The 14,106-nt window shown below is 74.6% G+C and carries 14 protein-coding genes, 1 pseudogene and 1 riboswitch; of the genes and pseudogenes, 12 read left to right on the top strand and 3 right to left on the bottom strand.

Translation table 11 applies throughout. From position 1 onward, the window contains the following. Window positions 1–109: 109 nt before the first annotated feature. From AB0H37_RS12515 to glyA, 9 genes and pseudogenes are all read left to right on the top strand, one after another. A complete protein-coding gene (locus AB0H37_RS12515; RefSeq protein ID WP_360612439.1) occupies window positions 110–1,342 on the top strand; it encodes a phosphoglycerate kinase in 1,233 nt (410 codons plus the stop codon). 3 nt (window positions 1,343–1,345) lie between these two features. After that, on the top strand, window positions 1,346–2,155 hold the full coding sequence (gene tpiA, locus AB0H37_RS12510; RefSeq protein ID WP_179835298.1) for a triose-phosphate isomerase: 810 nt from the start codon (window positions 1,346–1,348) through the stop codon (window positions 2,153–2,155). A 139-nt stretch (window positions 2,156–2,294) separates the two neighbouring features. Next, window positions 2,295–2,537 (top strand): preprotein translocase subunit SecG, encoded by a 243-nt coding sequence (secG, locus tag AB0H37_RS12505; protein WP_329090045.1) that lies wholly within the window; start codon window positions 2,295–2,297, stop codon window positions 2,535–2,537. Between the two features lie 82 nt (window positions 2,538–2,619). Next, window positions 2,620–2,991 carry an RNA polymerase-binding protein RbpA gene (locus AB0H37_RS12500; protein WP_179835297.1) on the top strand — a complete coding sequence of 124 codons (372 nt, stop codon included), beginning with the start codon at window positions 2,620–2,622 and terminating at the stop codon, window positions 2,989–2,991. Window positions 2,992–3,377: 386 nt separating this feature from the next. Continuing rightward, window positions 3,378–4,313, top strand: coding sequence for a class A beta-lactamase (gene bla / locus AB0H37_RS12495; RefSeq protein WP_360612436.1), 936 nt, complete (start codon window positions 3,378–3,380; stop codon window positions 4,311–4,313). Further along, entirely contained in the window at window positions 4,310–5,554 is a 1,245-nt protein-coding gene (locus AB0H37_RS12490; RefSeq protein WP_360612434.1) for an MFS transporter, read from the top strand. Before bla ends, AB0H37_RS12490 begins: the two co-directional genes overlap by 4 nt. A gap of 77 nt (window positions 5,555–5,631) precedes the next feature. Beyond that, entirely contained in the window at window positions 5,632–6,123 is a 492-nt protein-coding gene (locus AB0H37_RS12485; protein ID WP_179835294.1) for an Lrp/AsnC family transcriptional regulator, read from the top strand. Between the two features lie 109 nt (window positions 6,124–6,232). After that, window positions 6,233–7,048: pseudogene (locus AB0H37_RS12480) on the top strand (DMT family transporter); the annotation flags it as partial. Window positions 7,049–7,152: 104 nt separating this feature from the next. Next, a riboswitch (ZMP/ZTP riboswitch) is annotated at window positions 7,153–7,239 on the top strand. A gap of 53 nt (window positions 7,240–7,292) precedes the next feature. Beyond that, window positions 7,293–8,564, top strand: a complete 1,272-nt coding sequence (glyA, locus tag AB0H37_RS12475; RefSeq protein WP_329090059.1) for a serine hydroxymethyltransferase — start codon at window positions 7,293–7,295, stop codon at window positions 8,562–8,564. A gap of 3 nt (window positions 8,565–8,567) precedes the next feature. On the opposite strand, the gene AB0H37_RS12470 is transcribed toward glyA, so the two are convergent. Both AB0H37_RS12470 and AB0H37_RS12465 read right to left on the bottom strand, forming a co-directional pair. Continuing rightward, complete coding sequence (locus AB0H37_RS12470) at window positions 8,568–9,353, bottom strand: class I SAM-dependent methyltransferase (RefSeq protein ID WP_360612432.1); 786 nt, start codon at window positions 9,351–9,353, stop codon at window positions 8,568–8,570. Beyond that, window positions 9,337–10,401, bottom strand: a complete 1,065-nt coding sequence (locus tag AB0H37_RS12465) for a GNAT family N-acetyltransferase (protein WP_329090063.1) — start codon at window positions 10,399–10,401, stop codon at window positions 9,337–9,339. Before AB0H37_RS12465 ends, AB0H37_RS12470 begins: the two co-directional genes overlap by 17 nt. A 160-nt stretch (window positions 10,402–10,561) precedes the next feature. Here AB0H37_RS12465 and AB0H37_RS12460 point away from each other — a divergent pair, with 160 nt between their 5' ends. Genes AB0H37_RS12460 through AB0H37_RS12450 form a run of 3 tightly spaced genes read left to right on the top strand, consistent with a single transcriptional unit; the run spans window position 10,562 to window position 13,300 of the window. Continuing rightward, window positions 10,562–11,233 carry a carboxymuconolactone decarboxylase family protein gene (locus AB0H37_RS12460; RefSeq protein ID WP_179835289.1) on the top strand — a complete coding sequence of 224 codons (672 nt, stop codon included), beginning with the start codon at window positions 10,562–10,564 and terminating at the stop codon, window positions 11,231–11,233. Next, a complete protein-coding gene (locus tag AB0H37_RS12455) occupies window positions 11,226–11,813 on the top strand; it encodes a GNAT family protein (RefSeq protein WP_329090065.1) in 588 nt (195 codons plus the stop codon). The genes AB0H37_RS12460 and AB0H37_RS12455 overlap by 8 nt, the downstream gene beginning before the upstream one ends. A gap of 50 nt (window positions 11,814–11,863) precedes the next feature. Next, complete coding sequence (locus tag AB0H37_RS12450) at window positions 11,864–13,300, top strand: FAD-binding oxidoreductase (protein WP_360612429.1); 1,437 nt, start codon at window positions 11,864–11,866, stop codon at window positions 13,298–13,300. On the opposite strand, the gene AB0H37_RS12445 is transcribed toward AB0H37_RS12450, so the two are convergent. Beyond that, window positions 13,287–14,081: an isocitrate lyase/phosphoenolpyruvate mutase family protein gene (locus tag AB0H37_RS12445; RefSeq protein WP_360612427.1), complete on the bottom strand. Its 795-nt coding sequence runs from the start codon at window positions 14,079–14,081 to the stop codon at window positions 13,287–13,289. The genes AB0H37_RS12450 and AB0H37_RS12445 overlap by 14 nt on opposite strands. Window positions 14,082–14,106 lie beyond the last annotated feature (25 nt).

Here is a 14,106-nt window from a genome sequence, read left to right as displayed (position 1 = left end):
TGACCAGCTGGCCTCGCTCGCCCTCCCCTCCCCCCCCGCCGCCCGGCCCGCCCGCCGGCCGCCGCCCGCCCCCCGGCCGGGGCCGTGTACGGAAGGACACCGCATCCCGATGCGCACCATTGACGACCTCGACGTCGCCGGACGGCGCGTCCTGCTGCGAGCGGACCTGAACGTCCCGCTGCAGGACTCCGGCCCTCCTCCGGAGGGTGTGGAGGGCCGCCCCTCCACCACGATGCGGATCACCGACGACGGGCGGATCCGGGCCAGCCTGCCGACGATCGAGGCGCTGCGGGCCCGGGGCGCCAAGGTCATCGTCTGCGCCCACCTCGGCCGCCCCAAGGGGGAGGCCAAGCCCGAGCTCTCGCTCGCGCCGGTCGCCGCCCGCCTGGGCGAGCTGCTGGGCACGGAGGTGGCGTTCGCGACCGACGTCGTGGGCGACTCCGCCCGCGCGGCGGTCGGCGGCCTCGCCGACGGCGGCGTCGCGCTGCTGGAGAACCTGCGCTTCGAGCCGGGCGAGACCAGCAAGGACGACGCCGAGCGCGGCGCCTTCGCCGACCGGCTGGCCGCCCTCGCCGAGGTCTACGTGGGGGACGGGTTCGGTGCGGTGCACCGCAAGCACGCGTCGGTCTACGACGTGCCGGAGCGGCTCCCGCACGCCGCGGGCGGGCTGATCGTCGCCGAGGTCGAGGTGCTCAGGAAGCTCACCGAGGACGTCGAGCGGCCCTACGTGGTCGCGCTCGGCGGGTCCAAGGTGTCCGACAAGCTCGGGGTCATCGACAACCTGCTCGGCAAGGCCGACCGCATCCTGATCGGCGGCGGCATGGTGTTCACCTTCCTCAAGGCGCAGGGGCACGAGGCCGGCGGGAGCCTCCTGGAGGAGGACCAGCTCGGCACCGTCCGCGAGTACCTGCGGCGGGCCGAGGAGACCGGCGTCGAGTTCGTGCTGCCGGTCGACATCGTCGCGGCCACCGCGTTCGCCGCGGACGCCGACCACGACGTGGTGCCCGCCGACGCGATCCCGGCCGACCGGCTGGGCCTGGACATCGGGCCCGAGTCCGGCAAGCTGTTCGCCGCGCGCCTCGCCGACGCCAGGACGGTCTTCTGGAACGGCCCCATGGGCGTGTTCGAGATGGAGCCCTACTCGCACGGCACCCGCGCCGTCGCGCAGGGCCTCATCGACTCGGGCGCGTTCACCGTGGTCGGCGGCGGCGACTCGGCCGCGGCCGTCCGGCTGCTCGGCTTCGACGAGGCGGCCTTCTCCCACATCTCGACCGGCGGCGGCGCGAGCCTCGAGTACCTCGAAGGCAAGACGCTGCCCGGCCTGCAAGCCCTGGAGGACTGACCGATGGCCCGCGCGACCCCTGCCGGCGGCCCGAGCGGCCGCAAGCCGCTCATGGCCGGCAACTGGAAGATGAACAACAACCACCTCGAGGCGATCGCGCTCGTCCAGAAGATGGCGTTCGCGCTCAAGGACGCCGACTACGAGGCCGTCGACGTCGCGGTGCTCCCGCCGTTCACCGCGCTCCGCTCGGTGCAGACCCTGATCGAGGCCGACAAGTACGGGATCCAGTACGGCGCGCAGGACGTCTCCCAGCACGCCTCCGGCGCCTACACCGGTGAGATCTCCGCGGCGATGCTGGCCAAGCTCGGCTGCACCTATGCCGTCGTCGGGCACTCCGAGCGGCGCCAGTACCACGCCGAGGACGACGCGGTCGTCAACGCCAAGGCCAAGGCCGCGCTCGCCGCCGACCTCACCCCGATCCTGTGCGTCGGCGAGGGGCTGGAGGTCCGCAAGGCCGGCGGGCACGTCCCGCACGTGCTCGCGCAGATCGACGGCGGGCTGGAGAAGATCACCGCCGACCAGGTGCGGCGCTCCGTGATCGCCTACGAGCCGGTCTGGGCGATCGGCACCGGCGAGGTCGCCACCCCGCAGGACGCGCAGGAGGTCTGTTCGGCCATCCGCACGCGGCTCGCCGAGCTGTACGACGGCGGAGTGGCCGACGAGGCGCGTATCCTGTACGGCGGTTCGGTCAAGGGCGGCAACGTGGCCGGGATCATGGCGCAGACCGACGTGGACGGCGCTTTGGTCGGTGGTGCCAGCCTGGACCCGGGAGAGTTCGTCAAAATCTGCCGGTACCGGGATCTGCCGGTCTGATCAAAACTGATCAATTCCGCGTGAACCAGGGGTTCTTGCCGAACCAGCGGGGACTTCGTCGTACCCTTCGTATCTGACGGGTAAACGCCCGCTCCGGCTCGAGCTCCGTCCTGAACTACAGACAAGGCGCTGAAGAAACGTGATCATCGCAACGTCCATCGTGCTCATCGTCACGAGCCTGCTGATGGTGGTCCTCGTCCTGATGCACAAGGGCAAGGGCGGCGGCCTGTCCGACATGTTCGGCGGCGGCGTCTCGTCCTCCCTCGGAGGGTCGTCGGTGGTCGAGCGCAACCTCGACCGGCTGACCATCGGCATCGGGGTGGTCTGGTTCGCCTCGATCGTCGTTCTCGGGCTGCTGTTCAAGCACAAGGGCGTCGGCTGAGCCGTCCCGTTCAACACATGCGAGCGCCGCGCCGTCCTCGAAGGTCACGGGCGGCGGCGGATCACCAAGCGAGGAGTATTCCGTGGGTAGTGGCAACGCGATTCGGGGCAGCCGCGTCGGGGCCGGTCCGATGGGAGAGGCGGAGCGCGGCGACGCCGCCCCCCGCGTCTGGGTGACCTTCTACTGCGCCAACCGGCACGAGACCCGCCCCAGCTTCGCGACGGACGTCGCGGTCCCCGAGACGTGGGACTGCCCGCGCTGCGGGTTCCCCGCCGGCCAGGACTCCAACAACCCCCCGGCCCCGCCGAAGACGGAGCCGTACAAGACCCACCTCGCGTACGTGAAGGAGCGGCGCAGCGACGAGGACGGCGAGGCCATCCTGGAGGAGGCGCTCGCCAAGCTCCGGCAGAAGCGCGCCGCCGTCAAGCAGGCCATGGAGGCCGCGGCCCGCTGACGCCCGCCGAAGCCGCACCGTGTGGCCCGGACCCCGACCAGGGGCCGGGCCACACGCCTTTCCCGGTCGGTTCCGCGGTCGGGGCGCGGGCGGCGTTCGGCAGTCGGGGGCGCAAGGGCTGCGGGCGGGGCCTGCCTCAAGATCGACGACCGCCCCGCCCACGCCGCCGCCTTCCGCGAGCCGCCAGGCGTCGGACCCACGGGACACGCCGGTATCGGCGCAATCGCCGGATCTCCGCGACGGCGCCTCGGCGGGTGGGGGCTGACCAGGTCTGATATGCGCACGAGTATGGCGGTACGAGTGATATCCATATTGGACGTCACACGTGCGGCTCTGGTCTGCTGAGCCGCGTCCGCCCTCCGCCCCGGGAAAGCAGGTGCCTCCGCATGCCGTTCGAGCAGTCCGGCTCCTCCCGGCGGGCGCTGCTGGCCGCCGCGGCTCTCCTGCCGCTTGCGGGATGCGGTGAGAAGGAGCGCCCGTCCGCCGCGGCGTCGTCGCCGTCCGCCCGGCCCTCGGCCGCGCCGCCGGACCTGTCGCGGTTCGCGGCGCTCGAACGCCGGCACGGCGCCCGCCTCGGCGTGTACGCCGTGGCGACCCGGACCGGAGCCGAGGTGGCCTACCGCGCCGACGAGCGCTTCGCGTTCTGCTCCACCTTCAAGGCGCTCGCCGCGGCGGCGGTCCTGCACGGCAATCCGATCGGCCACCTCGACAGGCGGATCACCTACACCCGGGCCGATGTGAACTCCATCTCACCGATCACCAAGGACCGCGTCGCCACCGGGATGACCATCCGGGAGCTGTGCGACGCCGCCATCCGCCACAGCGACGGCACGGCGGGGAACCTGCTGATGCGCGACGTCGGCGGCCCGGCGCGGCTGACCGCCTACCTGCGCGGGCTCGGCGACGCCGTCAGCCGCATGGACGACTACGAGCCCGAGCTGAACAGGATCCGTCCGGGCGACCCGCGGGACACCACCAGCCCCCGGGCGATCGCCGCCGACCACCGCGCGATCGTCCTCGGGGACGCGCTGGAGCCGGGCAGACGCGCCCTGCTCCGCGGCTGGCTCGAACGCAGCGCCACGAGCGTCGGAGCCGAGCGCATCAAGGCCGGGCTGCCCCGGGGGTGGAGGACGGCGAGCAAGACCGGGACCGGCGACTACGGCAGGGCCAACGACATCGCCGTGGTGTGGCCGCCCCAGGGCGCTCCGCTCGTGGTGGCCGTCATGTCCGACCGTCCGGGATACGACACCCCGCCCAGGAACGCCCTGATCGCGGAGGCCACGGAGCTGGTCGTCTCCGACCTGACCCGGGCAGGGCTGTGACGGTCTCCGTCCCCGCGCCGGCCTCCGCGGCCTCCGGTCCGCGGCCCGCGCCCGCCGCGGACCCGTCCGGCCGCCGGGTGATCGTGACGGTGGTGGCGATCCAGCTCGCCGCCAGCCTCGGCTTCTTCTCGGTGATGGCGCACCTCGTCGCCCACCTCCGGCACGACCTCGGGCTGCTGGCCGGCACCGTCGGGCTGGTCCTCGGCGTGCGGGTGGGCCTGCAGTTCGCGCTGCTCCTGCCGGTCGGCACGGTCACCGACCTGCTCGGGGCGCGCCGGACCGGGATGATCTCCTGCGCCGTCCGCGCGCTGGGGTTCGTGATGCTCGGGGCCGCGGAGAGCGTGGGCGCGCTGCTCTGCGCCGCCGTCGTCCTCGCGGTCGGCGGCGCGCTCTACAATCCCGCGGGCCACAGCCTGCTCGCGTCCGTCGGCCCCGGCAGCAGGTCCGGCGGATTCGCCGCCTACGTCGTCGCCCAGCACCTGGCGACGGTCGCGGGCCCGCCGATGGGGCTTCTCCTGCTGGGCGCGGGACCCGGGTTCGCGCTCCTGACGGGGACGGCCGCCGCCCTGTGGACGGTCGCCGGTGTCCTGTTCCTGTTCGTGCCCCGGCCGGGCGGGAAGAGCGCGCCCACGGGTTTCCGCGACGTCCTCGCCGGTGTGCGGGCGGTGCTCGGCGACCGCGCGTTCCTGGTCTTCGCGCTGCTGACCGCGCCCACGACGCTGCTCGCCAACCACATCATGACGGCCGTCCCCCTCCTCGGCTTCAAGCCCGCGGTGGCGACGCTGTGCTTCTCCCTCCTGGCCATGGTCGCGGCGGCGGTCCAGCCCTTCGTCGCCGTCCGGCGCCGCGGCGAGCGGCCGTGGGTGCTGCGGAGCGGCCTGCTGTGCGCCGCGGCGGGGTTCTTCGTCCTCGCGGCGCTGGACGGCACGCAGCCGGGTCCGCTGATGCTCGCGGCCGTCCTCAACGGCGCCGCGAACGGCCTCGTCCAGCCGTCGGTCTTCCAGCGCACCGCGCGGCGCGCCCCGCCGGAGCGGTTCGGCTCGTACTACGGCGTCCTGGCGTTCTGCGCCGGCATGTTCTCCTTCGCGGGCGACCTGGTGATCGGCCGCCTCTTCGACCTGGGCCCGGCGGGCGCGGCGTGGGCCCTCACCGGGGTCGGGGCCTGCGCGCTCCTGGCCGTGGCGGGCACGATGGCCGGCCCTGCCGCGGGCCCGGTGGCGGGCCCGGCCCGGGGCGAATAATCTTCGGGGAACGGGACGTCCGGGCGCGATTCCCGCGCGGGAGTTCGGCGTCCGCCGGGCAGTTCGGGAGGAACCCTATGGACGCGGTCGACCAGGCGATCCTGCGGCGCCTGCAGCGGGACGGGCGGCAGACCAACCGCGAACTGGCGGAGGCGGTGGGGATCGCGCCGTCCACGGCCCTGGAGCGGACGCGGGCGCTGCGCTCGCGGGGCGTCATCACCGGGTTCCACGCGGCGGCCGACCTGGAGCGGCTGGGACGCGGCGTGCAGGCGCTGATATCGATCAGGATCCGGCCGCAGTCGCGCGAGGCGATCGAGTCCGCCCGCGACAGCATGGCCTCGATGCCCGAGACGATAGGGGTCTTCGTGGTGACGGGGAACGAGGATCTGCTCGTCCACGTGGCCGTGCCGAGCACCGCCTACCTCCGCGACTTCGTGCTCGACCGGCTGGCGCGCCGCAAGGAGTACGTGGACGTCCGCACCATCGTCGTGTACGACTACGTGCAGCCGGTGGAGCAGTCCGAACTTCCGTCGGCCCACCGGCCCGACGGGCGAACGCCCTACATCTGACGCCCGGAGTCGCCCGGCTGGAGCGAAGGAATGACGACGCCAGCCCAGTGGAGCGAACGAATGACGGCCCAGAGCGCCATACTCCGCATGTTCGCCTAGCTTCGGCGGCATGAACCGATGGAACAACTCAGCCGGTGCGCTGCTGGTGCTCGCCGCCGGCGTGCTCTGGGGGACGGTCGGGCCGGCGCAGGTGCTGGCCGGGCCGTCCGCGGGCCCGGTCGCGGTCGGCGGCGCCCGGATCCTCTCGGGCGGCCTCGTCCTCGCGGTCCTCGTGCTCGTGGCGGACCGCCGCGCGTTCCTGGCACTGACCCGGCGGACCTGGCCGCCCCTCGTGGCGGCCTCGGCCGCGACCGGTACCTTCCAGGCGTCGTTCTTCAGCGCGGTCGACCGGACGGGCGCCGCCGTCGCGACCGCCGTGGTGTTCGGGCTCGCGCCCGTCTCCACCGGGCTCTGCGAGCGGTTCGTCCTGGGCGCCCGGCTCGGCCGCCGCTGGTGGGCCGGGACGGCCTGCGCGGTCGGCGGCGTGGCCCTGCTGATGGTGCCGGGGGAGGCCGTCCACGTCGACCCGGCCGGGATCGCTCTGAGCCTGGTCGCCGGCACGTGCTTCGGCGTCTACACGGTGTCGGCCAAGATCCTGACCGGTCTCGGCGCCGGGATGAAGGGGACCGGCATGGCCGGCGCGGTGTCGGTGACGCTGCTGGCCGGGGGAGCGGCCCTGCTGCCCTGGACGCTGCCGGAGCTGCCCGCCCTCGCCGCGCCGCGCTCGGCGGCCCTGGTGGCCTGGCTGGGGATCGCCGCCACCGCCGCCGCGTACATGTTCTTCGTCACCGGCCTCGGGCGGGTGGCGGCCGCGACCGCCGGGACGCTCAGCCTCGCCGAGCCGCTCGTCGCCACCGGCCTGGCCGTGGCCGTCCTCGGCGAGCGGATGTCGGCGCCGGTCGCGGCGGGGTCCCTGCTGCTGATGGGCGGGCTGTTCCTGGTCTCGGTCCCCGCGCGTGCGCCGCGCGGGCGGGGGACGGCCCGGTATGATGGCGTCCACGCGACTGGCGCAGTCAAGGTGGAGACGACCACCGGGGAGCGAAAGTAGTCCGCACACCGCGCGCCTGGGTGTACGGGTCCCCTTCGCCGGGGTGCCCGAAGCCCCGGCGCGAGCAGCGCGGAGGCTCACGATGCACGAACCGGCCGTACCCCATCTGCAGGGCCAGGACCCCGAGATCGCCGCGCTGGTGGAGGCCGAGGCCCGCCGCCAGTACGAGAAGATCCGGTTGATCGCCTCGGAGAACTACGTCTCGGAGGCGGTGCTGGAGGCCGCCGGCACGGTCCTGACCAACAAGTACTCCGAGGGCTACGCGGGCAAGCGCTACTACGAGGGCCAGCAGAACGTCGACCCCATCGAGCTGCTCGCCATCGAGCGCGCGAAGGGCGTCTTCGGCGCCGAGCACGCCAACGTCCAGCCCTACTCCGGCTCGCCCGCCAACCTCGCCGTCTACATGGCGTTCCTGGAGCCCGGCGACCCGGTCATGGGCCTGTCGCTGCCGATGGGCGGCCACCTCACGCACGGCTGGTCGGTGTCGGCCACCGGCAAGTGGTTCCGGCCCGTCCGCTACGACGTGCGCGCCGACACGGGCCGGGTCGACATGGACCAGGTGCGCGACCTCGCCCTCAAGGAGCGGCCGAAGCTGATCTGGTGCGGCGGCACCGCGGTCCCGCGGACGATCGACTTCCCGGCGTTCGCCGAGATCGCCCGGGAGGCCGGCGCGGTCCTGGCCGCCGACATCGCGCACATCGCGGGCCTGGTCGCCGGCGGCGCGCACCCGTCCCCGATCGGGCACGCCGACGTCGTCACGACCACCACGCACAAGACGCTGCGCGGTCCCCGCGGCGCCATGATCCTTTCGACGGCGGAACACGCGAAGGCGGTCGACAAGGCCGTGTTCCCCGGCCTTCAGGGCGGGCCGCACAACCACACGACGGCCGCGATCGCCGTCGCGCTGAAGGAGGCGGCGCGGCCGGACTTCGCCGGGTACGCGCGGCAGGTCGTCGCGAACGCCAAGGTGCTGGCCGCCGCGCTGCTGGACCGCGGCTACGACCTGATCTCCGGCGGCACCGACAACCACCTCATCCTCATCGACCTGACCGGCAAGGGAGTGGCGGGCAAGCCCGCCGCGCAGGCTCTCGACCGGGCCGGCATCGAGCTGAACTACAACGCCGTCCCGTTCGACCCGCGCAAGCCCTTCGACCCGTCCGGGCTGCGGCTCGGCACCGCCGCGATCACCACCCGGGGGATCGGCGAGGAGCACATGCCGCAGCTCGCGGCGTGGATCGACGAGGTCGTGCAGGCCACGGCCAAGCAGGACGAGGCGGTCCTGGACCGGGTCGCCGGGCAGGTCCGCGACCTGCTCGCGTCCTACCCGATGCCCGGCTGGCGGTCCGCGCCCTGACGCTCAGCGCGGGCGCAGCAGCGTGATCATGCGCCAGGCCCCGGGGTCGGCGAGGGGCACCGCGTCCTCGCCGGCCCCGAAGTCGCCGTACTGCGCGACCGCCTCCAGCCCGCCCGCGAGGCGGATCGCGGCGTCCAGCTCGGTGGCCGTCCAGAACCGGTAGGGCACGACGTCGCGGACGACCCGCGGCTCCGTGCCCTCCCCGGTGATGGTCATCGTCACGCGGTCGTCGGCGATCTGGGTGACCGGGTCCAGCCGGTCGGACGGCTCGCCCCAGCGCACGCTCGCCCGGACGCCGTCCCGCTCGACCGTCCAGCCGGTGCTGACGCTCGGATCGTCGCCCAGCCGGTCCCGGGGATGAGACATCTCGAGGACGTAGAGGCCGCCGGGGGACAGGTGCGCGGCGGCGCACCGCAGGTGCGCCACGAACGCGTCCAGCGTCATGAGGTGGGACGTGGAGTCCAGCATGGTCGCGACCAGGTCGAACCGGCGGCCCAGCGCGAACCGCGTCATGTCGCCCTCGACCACCTCCAGGCCGACGCCGTCGCGTTCGGCCTCGCGGGCCGCGTAGGCGCACATGCGCGGGTTCAGGTCGAGCGCCGTCGCGGCCAGCCCGCGGCGGGCGAACTCGCGGGCGTGCTCGGCGGGCCCGGCGGCCAGCTCCAGCGCCGTGCCGGGCGCGAGGCCCTGCTCGGCGCACCACCCGAGCAGGACGTCCACCTCGGCCGGCACGTCGCGGAACGAGCACGCCAGCTCGTACGCCCAGGGGTCGTCATATACGCCGCTCACCCGCCCATCCTGCCAGCGCCCCCGGCTCGGCGGGACGGCCGTCCAGCCGCAGCCTGATCTCCACGATCGCGGTGTCCTCGGTGCGCCGCGTCCGCCCGCCGAGCGAGGTCAGCAGCCGCCGCATCCGGGCGTTCTCGCTCAGCGCGGTCGCGCGCACCTCCACCAGGCCGCGGTCCCTGGCCAGCGCGAGGAGCAGCTCGGCGAGGCCGCGGCCGAGCCCGCGGCCCTGCCAGGCGTCCTCGACCAGGAACGCGACCTCGGCGGCGCCCGGGTCGCGGACGAGGACCAGGTGCGCCAGCGCCAGCAGCGACCCGTCCGGGCCCTCGGCGACCAGCGTCAGGCCCCGCGAGGGATCGCAGAACCGCTCGAACGACCGGCGCGGCGGGTACGGCTTGGGGCTGAAGTAGCGCATCCGGCGGCTGTCCAGGGAGCAGCGCTCGTGCAGCGCCCGCACGGCGTCGCCGTCGCGGGGCTCGACCGGCCGGACGACCGCCTGCGTGCCGTCGCGCAGCGCGATCCGCCGGAACGCCGACGGGGGCGGCACCGTCGGGAGCGCGGCGCGCACCAGCGCGTCCGCGCGCGCCGCCTCCGTCGCGGTGAAGGGCAGCCCGGTGCGCCGGAGCCGGACCGAGCGTCCGCGCACCGGGATCAGGAGGTCGCAGCGGTCGGGTTCCTCGCCGCCCGGGGCGTCCCAGCGGGCCTCGTCGGCGCGCAGCAGCTCCCCGAGGATCTCGGGAACCGCGTTCGGCCGGGCCCGGAGCCGGGCCGCCAGGGCCAGGGCGCGGGTCGGCTCGTCGACCAGGTCGTGGGGGCGCGCGGGGAGCACCGCGGTCCGGGTCCCGCCCGCCGCGCCCAGCGCCTCGGCGAGGGCGCGCGCGTCCGGGCCGCCGCGCGGGACGTCGACGATGAACTCGTCCACCACCCCGTCGGCGTCGAGCTGGACCGACAGCCCGAGGATGTTGGCGCCGCGCCGGGCCAGCGCGGCCGTGAGGGAGGCGAGGCGGCCCGGGCGGTCCTCGATCTCGGTGCGGATGCGCAGCAGCGGCATGGGACGTTCCCTCCGGGGGCCGGGGCCCGTTCGTGTCCGGTGCGGTCGCCGACAAGGTTCGCCGACGCGTGTTACGCGGTCGCTACGTCATCGTGTGCCAGGGGTTTCACATTCCGGACGGGGGTTGAGCCGACCGCTTCGAGCGCCTAGCGTGCGGTGAGTGATCGACCCCGTGACCGGTGAGCGTGTCAACGACCGACCGCGGCGCGGCCCGTCCCCGACGAGGCTTCCGCTGCTCCTCCCCGGTTCGCTCAGCGAAGAGCAGCGAGCCGTCTACGAGGCGGTGACGGGCGGGCCCCGCGCCGGCGACCGCAACCCTCCCTTCCCTCTGGCCGATGACATCGGGCGCCTCCAGGGCCCGTTCAACGCGATGCTCTACAGCCCTCCCGTCGGGCTGCCGCTGCAGGACCTCGGCGCCGCGCTGCGCTTCCGCACCGGATTCACCAGGCGCGAGCGGGAGATCGCGACCCTCGTCGTGGCGGCGCACCTGCGCTCCGACTTCGAGTGGTACGCCCATGAGCGGATCGGGCGCCGGCAGGGGCTCGCCGACGAGGAGACGGACGCGCTGCGCGAGGGCCGCGCGCCGATGCTCGCCGACGTCCGCGAGCGGGTCGTGTACGAGGCGGCGCACCAGCTCGTGGCCGAGGGCGACCTCGCCGACGCCGTGTACACCGAGGCGGTGGCCACGCTCGGCCGCACCGCCCTCGTCGAGCTGGTCACACTCGTCGGTTACTACCAGGTGCTCGCGCTGCAGTTGCGCGTGTTCCGCGTCGGCGTCCCCGACGGCGAGGCCGCGCCCGAGTGGCCCGCCGCGGAGGACGGGTATGAGTGAGGTGCTGCGCACGGTGCGGCTCGTCCTGCACCCGGTGTCGATGCGCGACCACGGCGCCCTGCTGACGCACTGGACGGGCCCCCTCGTGCGGCGCCACCTGTTCGACGACCGGGTGATCACTCCGGTGCAGGTCAGTGAGATCATCGAGGCCAGCGAGCGGGACTTCGCCACCGAGGGCTACGGGCTGTGGGCGCTGCGCTCCGCCCCCTCGTCCCCGGGCGGCGGCGCGGCGGCGCGCGGCGGCCCGCTGGCCGGCGTGGCCGGGCTCAGCCACCACGAGGGGCCGCTCGGCCACGGCGTGGACGTGGAGATCCTCTACAGCCTGGAGCCCGACCACTGGGGGCGTGGGCTGGCCGCCGAGGCGTCCCGTGCCGTCCTCGACTACGCGTTCGGGGTGGTGGGCGTGCACCGGATCACCGCCGAGATCGACACGGCCAACCCCGCGTCGTCGGAGATCGCGCTCCAGCTCGGGATGCGCCGGTGGCGGGAAGGCCCCGCCGGTCCCGACGGTGCCGCGTACTATGCCGCCGAACGCTCCCGCTGGATCGGATCCCGTCGAATCGCCGACGCCGTACCCTAGAATCCGTTGCCGACTGTTGATTTTGCTGCGGAATGCAGCAGGATGAGCGCATGAGCTCCTCCCCGGGCCGGGCGCCCCTGGCTCCCGGCTTCGCCAACGGTGGCGTCTCCCACTGGTACCGGGCGGCCGGGCGCCCCGCCCCCGGCCCCCGCCTGCCGGGCCCGTGCACCGCCGACGTGTGCGTCGTCGGCGCCGGCTACACCGGGCTCTGGACCGCCTACTACCTCAAGCGCGACAGTCCCGACCTGCGGATCGTCGTGCTGGAGCGCGAGTTCGCGGGGTTCGGCGCGTCCGGCCGCAACGGCGGCTGGGTGCTGGGGGAGATCGCGGGGTCCCGGGAGCGCTACGCCGCCCGGCACGGCCGTCCCGCCGCGATCGCGCTTCAGCACGCCATGTTCCGGGCGGTGGACGAGGTCGTCCGCGTCGCGGGCGCCGAGGGCGTCGACGCCGGCCTGGTCAAGGGCGGCGTCCTGCACGTGGCCCGGAACGCGGCCCAGCGCGCCCGCCTCGCCGCCCTGGTCGACGAGGCGCGCGAGTGGGGCTGGAGCGACGACGACCTCGTCCCGCTGCCCGCCGTCGAACGCGACGAGCGGCTGCGCGTCGAGGGCGCGACCGGCGCCGCGTGGAGCCCGCACGCCGCGCGCGTGCAGCCCGCCGCGCTCGTCCGGGGCCTCGCCGCGGCGGTCCGGCGGCTCGGCGTGCAGATCTACGAGCGGACGCCGGTCGTGCGGATCGACCCGCGCAGGCCGGGCGGGCCGGCCGCCGCCGTCACGCCGTTCGGGACCGTCACCGCCGAGCACGTGCTGCGGGCCACCGAGGGCTTCACCGCGGCGCTGCCCGGCCACCGCCGCGACTGGCTCCCGATGAACAGCTCGATGATCGTCACGACGCCGCTGCCCGCCCGCACCTGGAAGGCGATCGGGTGGGAGCGCCGGGAACTGCTCGGCGACATGGCGCACTACTACATGTACGCGCAGCGCACCGCCGACGACCGCATCGCCTTCGGCGGCCGGGGCCGCCCCTACCGGTACGGGTCGCGCGTCGACGACGGCGGGCGGACGGAGCCGGCCACCGTCGACGCGCTCTGGACGATGCTCACCGGCATGCTCCCCGCCGTCGCCGACGAGGGCGCGGTGGAGCACGCCTGGTCGGGCGTCCTCGGCGTCCCCCGCGACTGGTGCGCGACGGTCGTCCTCGACCGCGCGACCGGGCTCGGCCACGCCGGCGGCTACACCGGCCACGGCGTCGCCACCGCGAACCTCGCCGGCCGCACCCTCCGCGACCTCGTCCTGGGCCACGACACCGACCTGACGGCGCTGCCGTGGGTGGACCGCCGCGTCCGCCGGTGGGAGCCCGAACCCCTGCGCTGGCTCGGCGTCCACGCGATGTACGCCCTCTACCGCGCGGCCGACGCCCGCGAGTCGTCCGCGCCGTCCGCGCGCACCTCGGGCCTGGCGCGCCTCGCCGACCGGATCACCGGTCACTGACGAGCCGCTGGACGTCCCCGTACGACGGCACGGAAGGGGCGCCGCCCTCTCCGGTGACGCCGAGGGCCGCGGCGACCGTCGCGCCCAGCGCCGTGCGGAACAGCAGCGACCCTGTGCTCACCCGGTGCACGCCGAGCCGGGCGAGCCACGGGTACTCGCTCTTTCCCGGCAGGTACAGCACGTTCAGCGGCAGGTCGACGGCGTCCAGGACGGCGCGGATGCCGGCGTCGCCGGCGATCCCGGGGACGAAGATCCCGTCCGCTCCCGCCTCCGCGTACGCCCGTGCCCGCCGCAGCGTCTCGTCCAGGTCCGGCGTGCCGAGCCAGAACGTGTCGGTGCGGGCGTTGAGGAACAGTTGCGGCGCGGCCTCCTTGACGGCGGCGATGACGGCCGCCTGGTCGCCGGCGGGCGCGAGGGTCCCGTCTGCGCGGCCGTCCTCCAGGTTGACCCCGGCGATCCCGAACGAGGAAAGTTCGGCGGCGAGTTCGGCCACGTCGCCGGGGCGGTCGGAGAACCCGCCCTCGATGTCGACGGTCACCGGGACGGGCAGCCGCGCCAGCGTCCGGGCGAGCGCCACCGTCTCGGCGCGCGTGCCGCCGGCCGCGTCGGCCTTCCCGGCCGCCGCGGCGACGCCGAGGCTGGTCGTGCCGATCGCCGGGAAGCCCGCCTCGGCCAGCGCCGCGCCGCTCGCGAAGTCCCACGCGTTCGGCAGCACCAGCGGACGGTCGCCGTGGTGGAGCCGCCGGAACAGGCCCGCCTTCTCCGCGTCCCCGAAGTCCATGCCGCCAATCTAGGGGCGGGTCGTT

Origin of the sequence: Actinomadura sp. NPDC023710 (assembly GCF_040639875.1) — a bacterium.
GTDB lineage: Bacteria > Actinomycetota > Actinomycetes > Streptosporangiales > Streptosporangiaceae > Spirillospora > Spirillospora citrea.
This window is presented reverse-complemented; position numbering and strand designations above follow the sequence as displayed.

What these genes read in the sequence shown, in the direction of transcription:
- AB0H37_RS12515 (WP_360612439.1), top strand. Translation starts at nt 110, where the DNA reads ATGCGCACCATTGACGACCTCGACGTCGCCGGACGGCGCGTCCTGCTG.
- tpiA (WP_179835298.1), top strand. Translation starts at nt 1,346, where the DNA reads ATGGCCCGCGCGACCCCTGCCGGCGGCCCGAGCGGCCGCAAGCCGCTC.
- bla (WP_360612436.1), top strand. Translation starts at nt 3,378, where the DNA reads ATGCCGTTCGAGCAGTCCGGCTCCTCCCGGCGGGCGCTGCTGGCCGCC.
- AB0H37_RS12485 (WP_179835294.1), top strand. Translation starts at nt 5,632, where the DNA reads ATGGACGCGGTCGACCAGGCGATCCTGCGGCGCCTGCAGCGGGACGGG.
- glyA (WP_329090059.1), top strand. Translation starts at nt 7,293, where the DNA reads ATGCACGAACCGGCCGTACCCCATCTGCAGGGCCAGGACCCCGAGATC.
- AB0H37_RS12465 (WP_329090063.1), bottom strand. Translation starts at nt 10,401, where the DNA reads ATGCCGCTGCTGCGCATCCGCACCGAGATCGAGGACCGCCCGGGCCGC.
- AB0H37_RS12455 (WP_329090065.1), top strand. Translation starts at nt 11,226, where the DNA reads ATGAGTGAGGTGCTGCGCACGGTGCGGCTCGTCCTGCACCCGGTGTCG.
- AB0H37_RS12450 (WP_360612429.1), top strand. Translation starts at nt 11,864, where the DNA reads ATGAGCTCCTCCCCGGGCCGGGCGCCCCTGGCTCCCGGCTTCGCCAAC.
- AB0H37_RS12445 (WP_360612427.1), bottom strand. Translation starts at nt 14,081, where the DNA reads ATGGACTTCGGGGACGCGGAGAAGGCGGGCCTGTTCCGGCGGCTCCAC.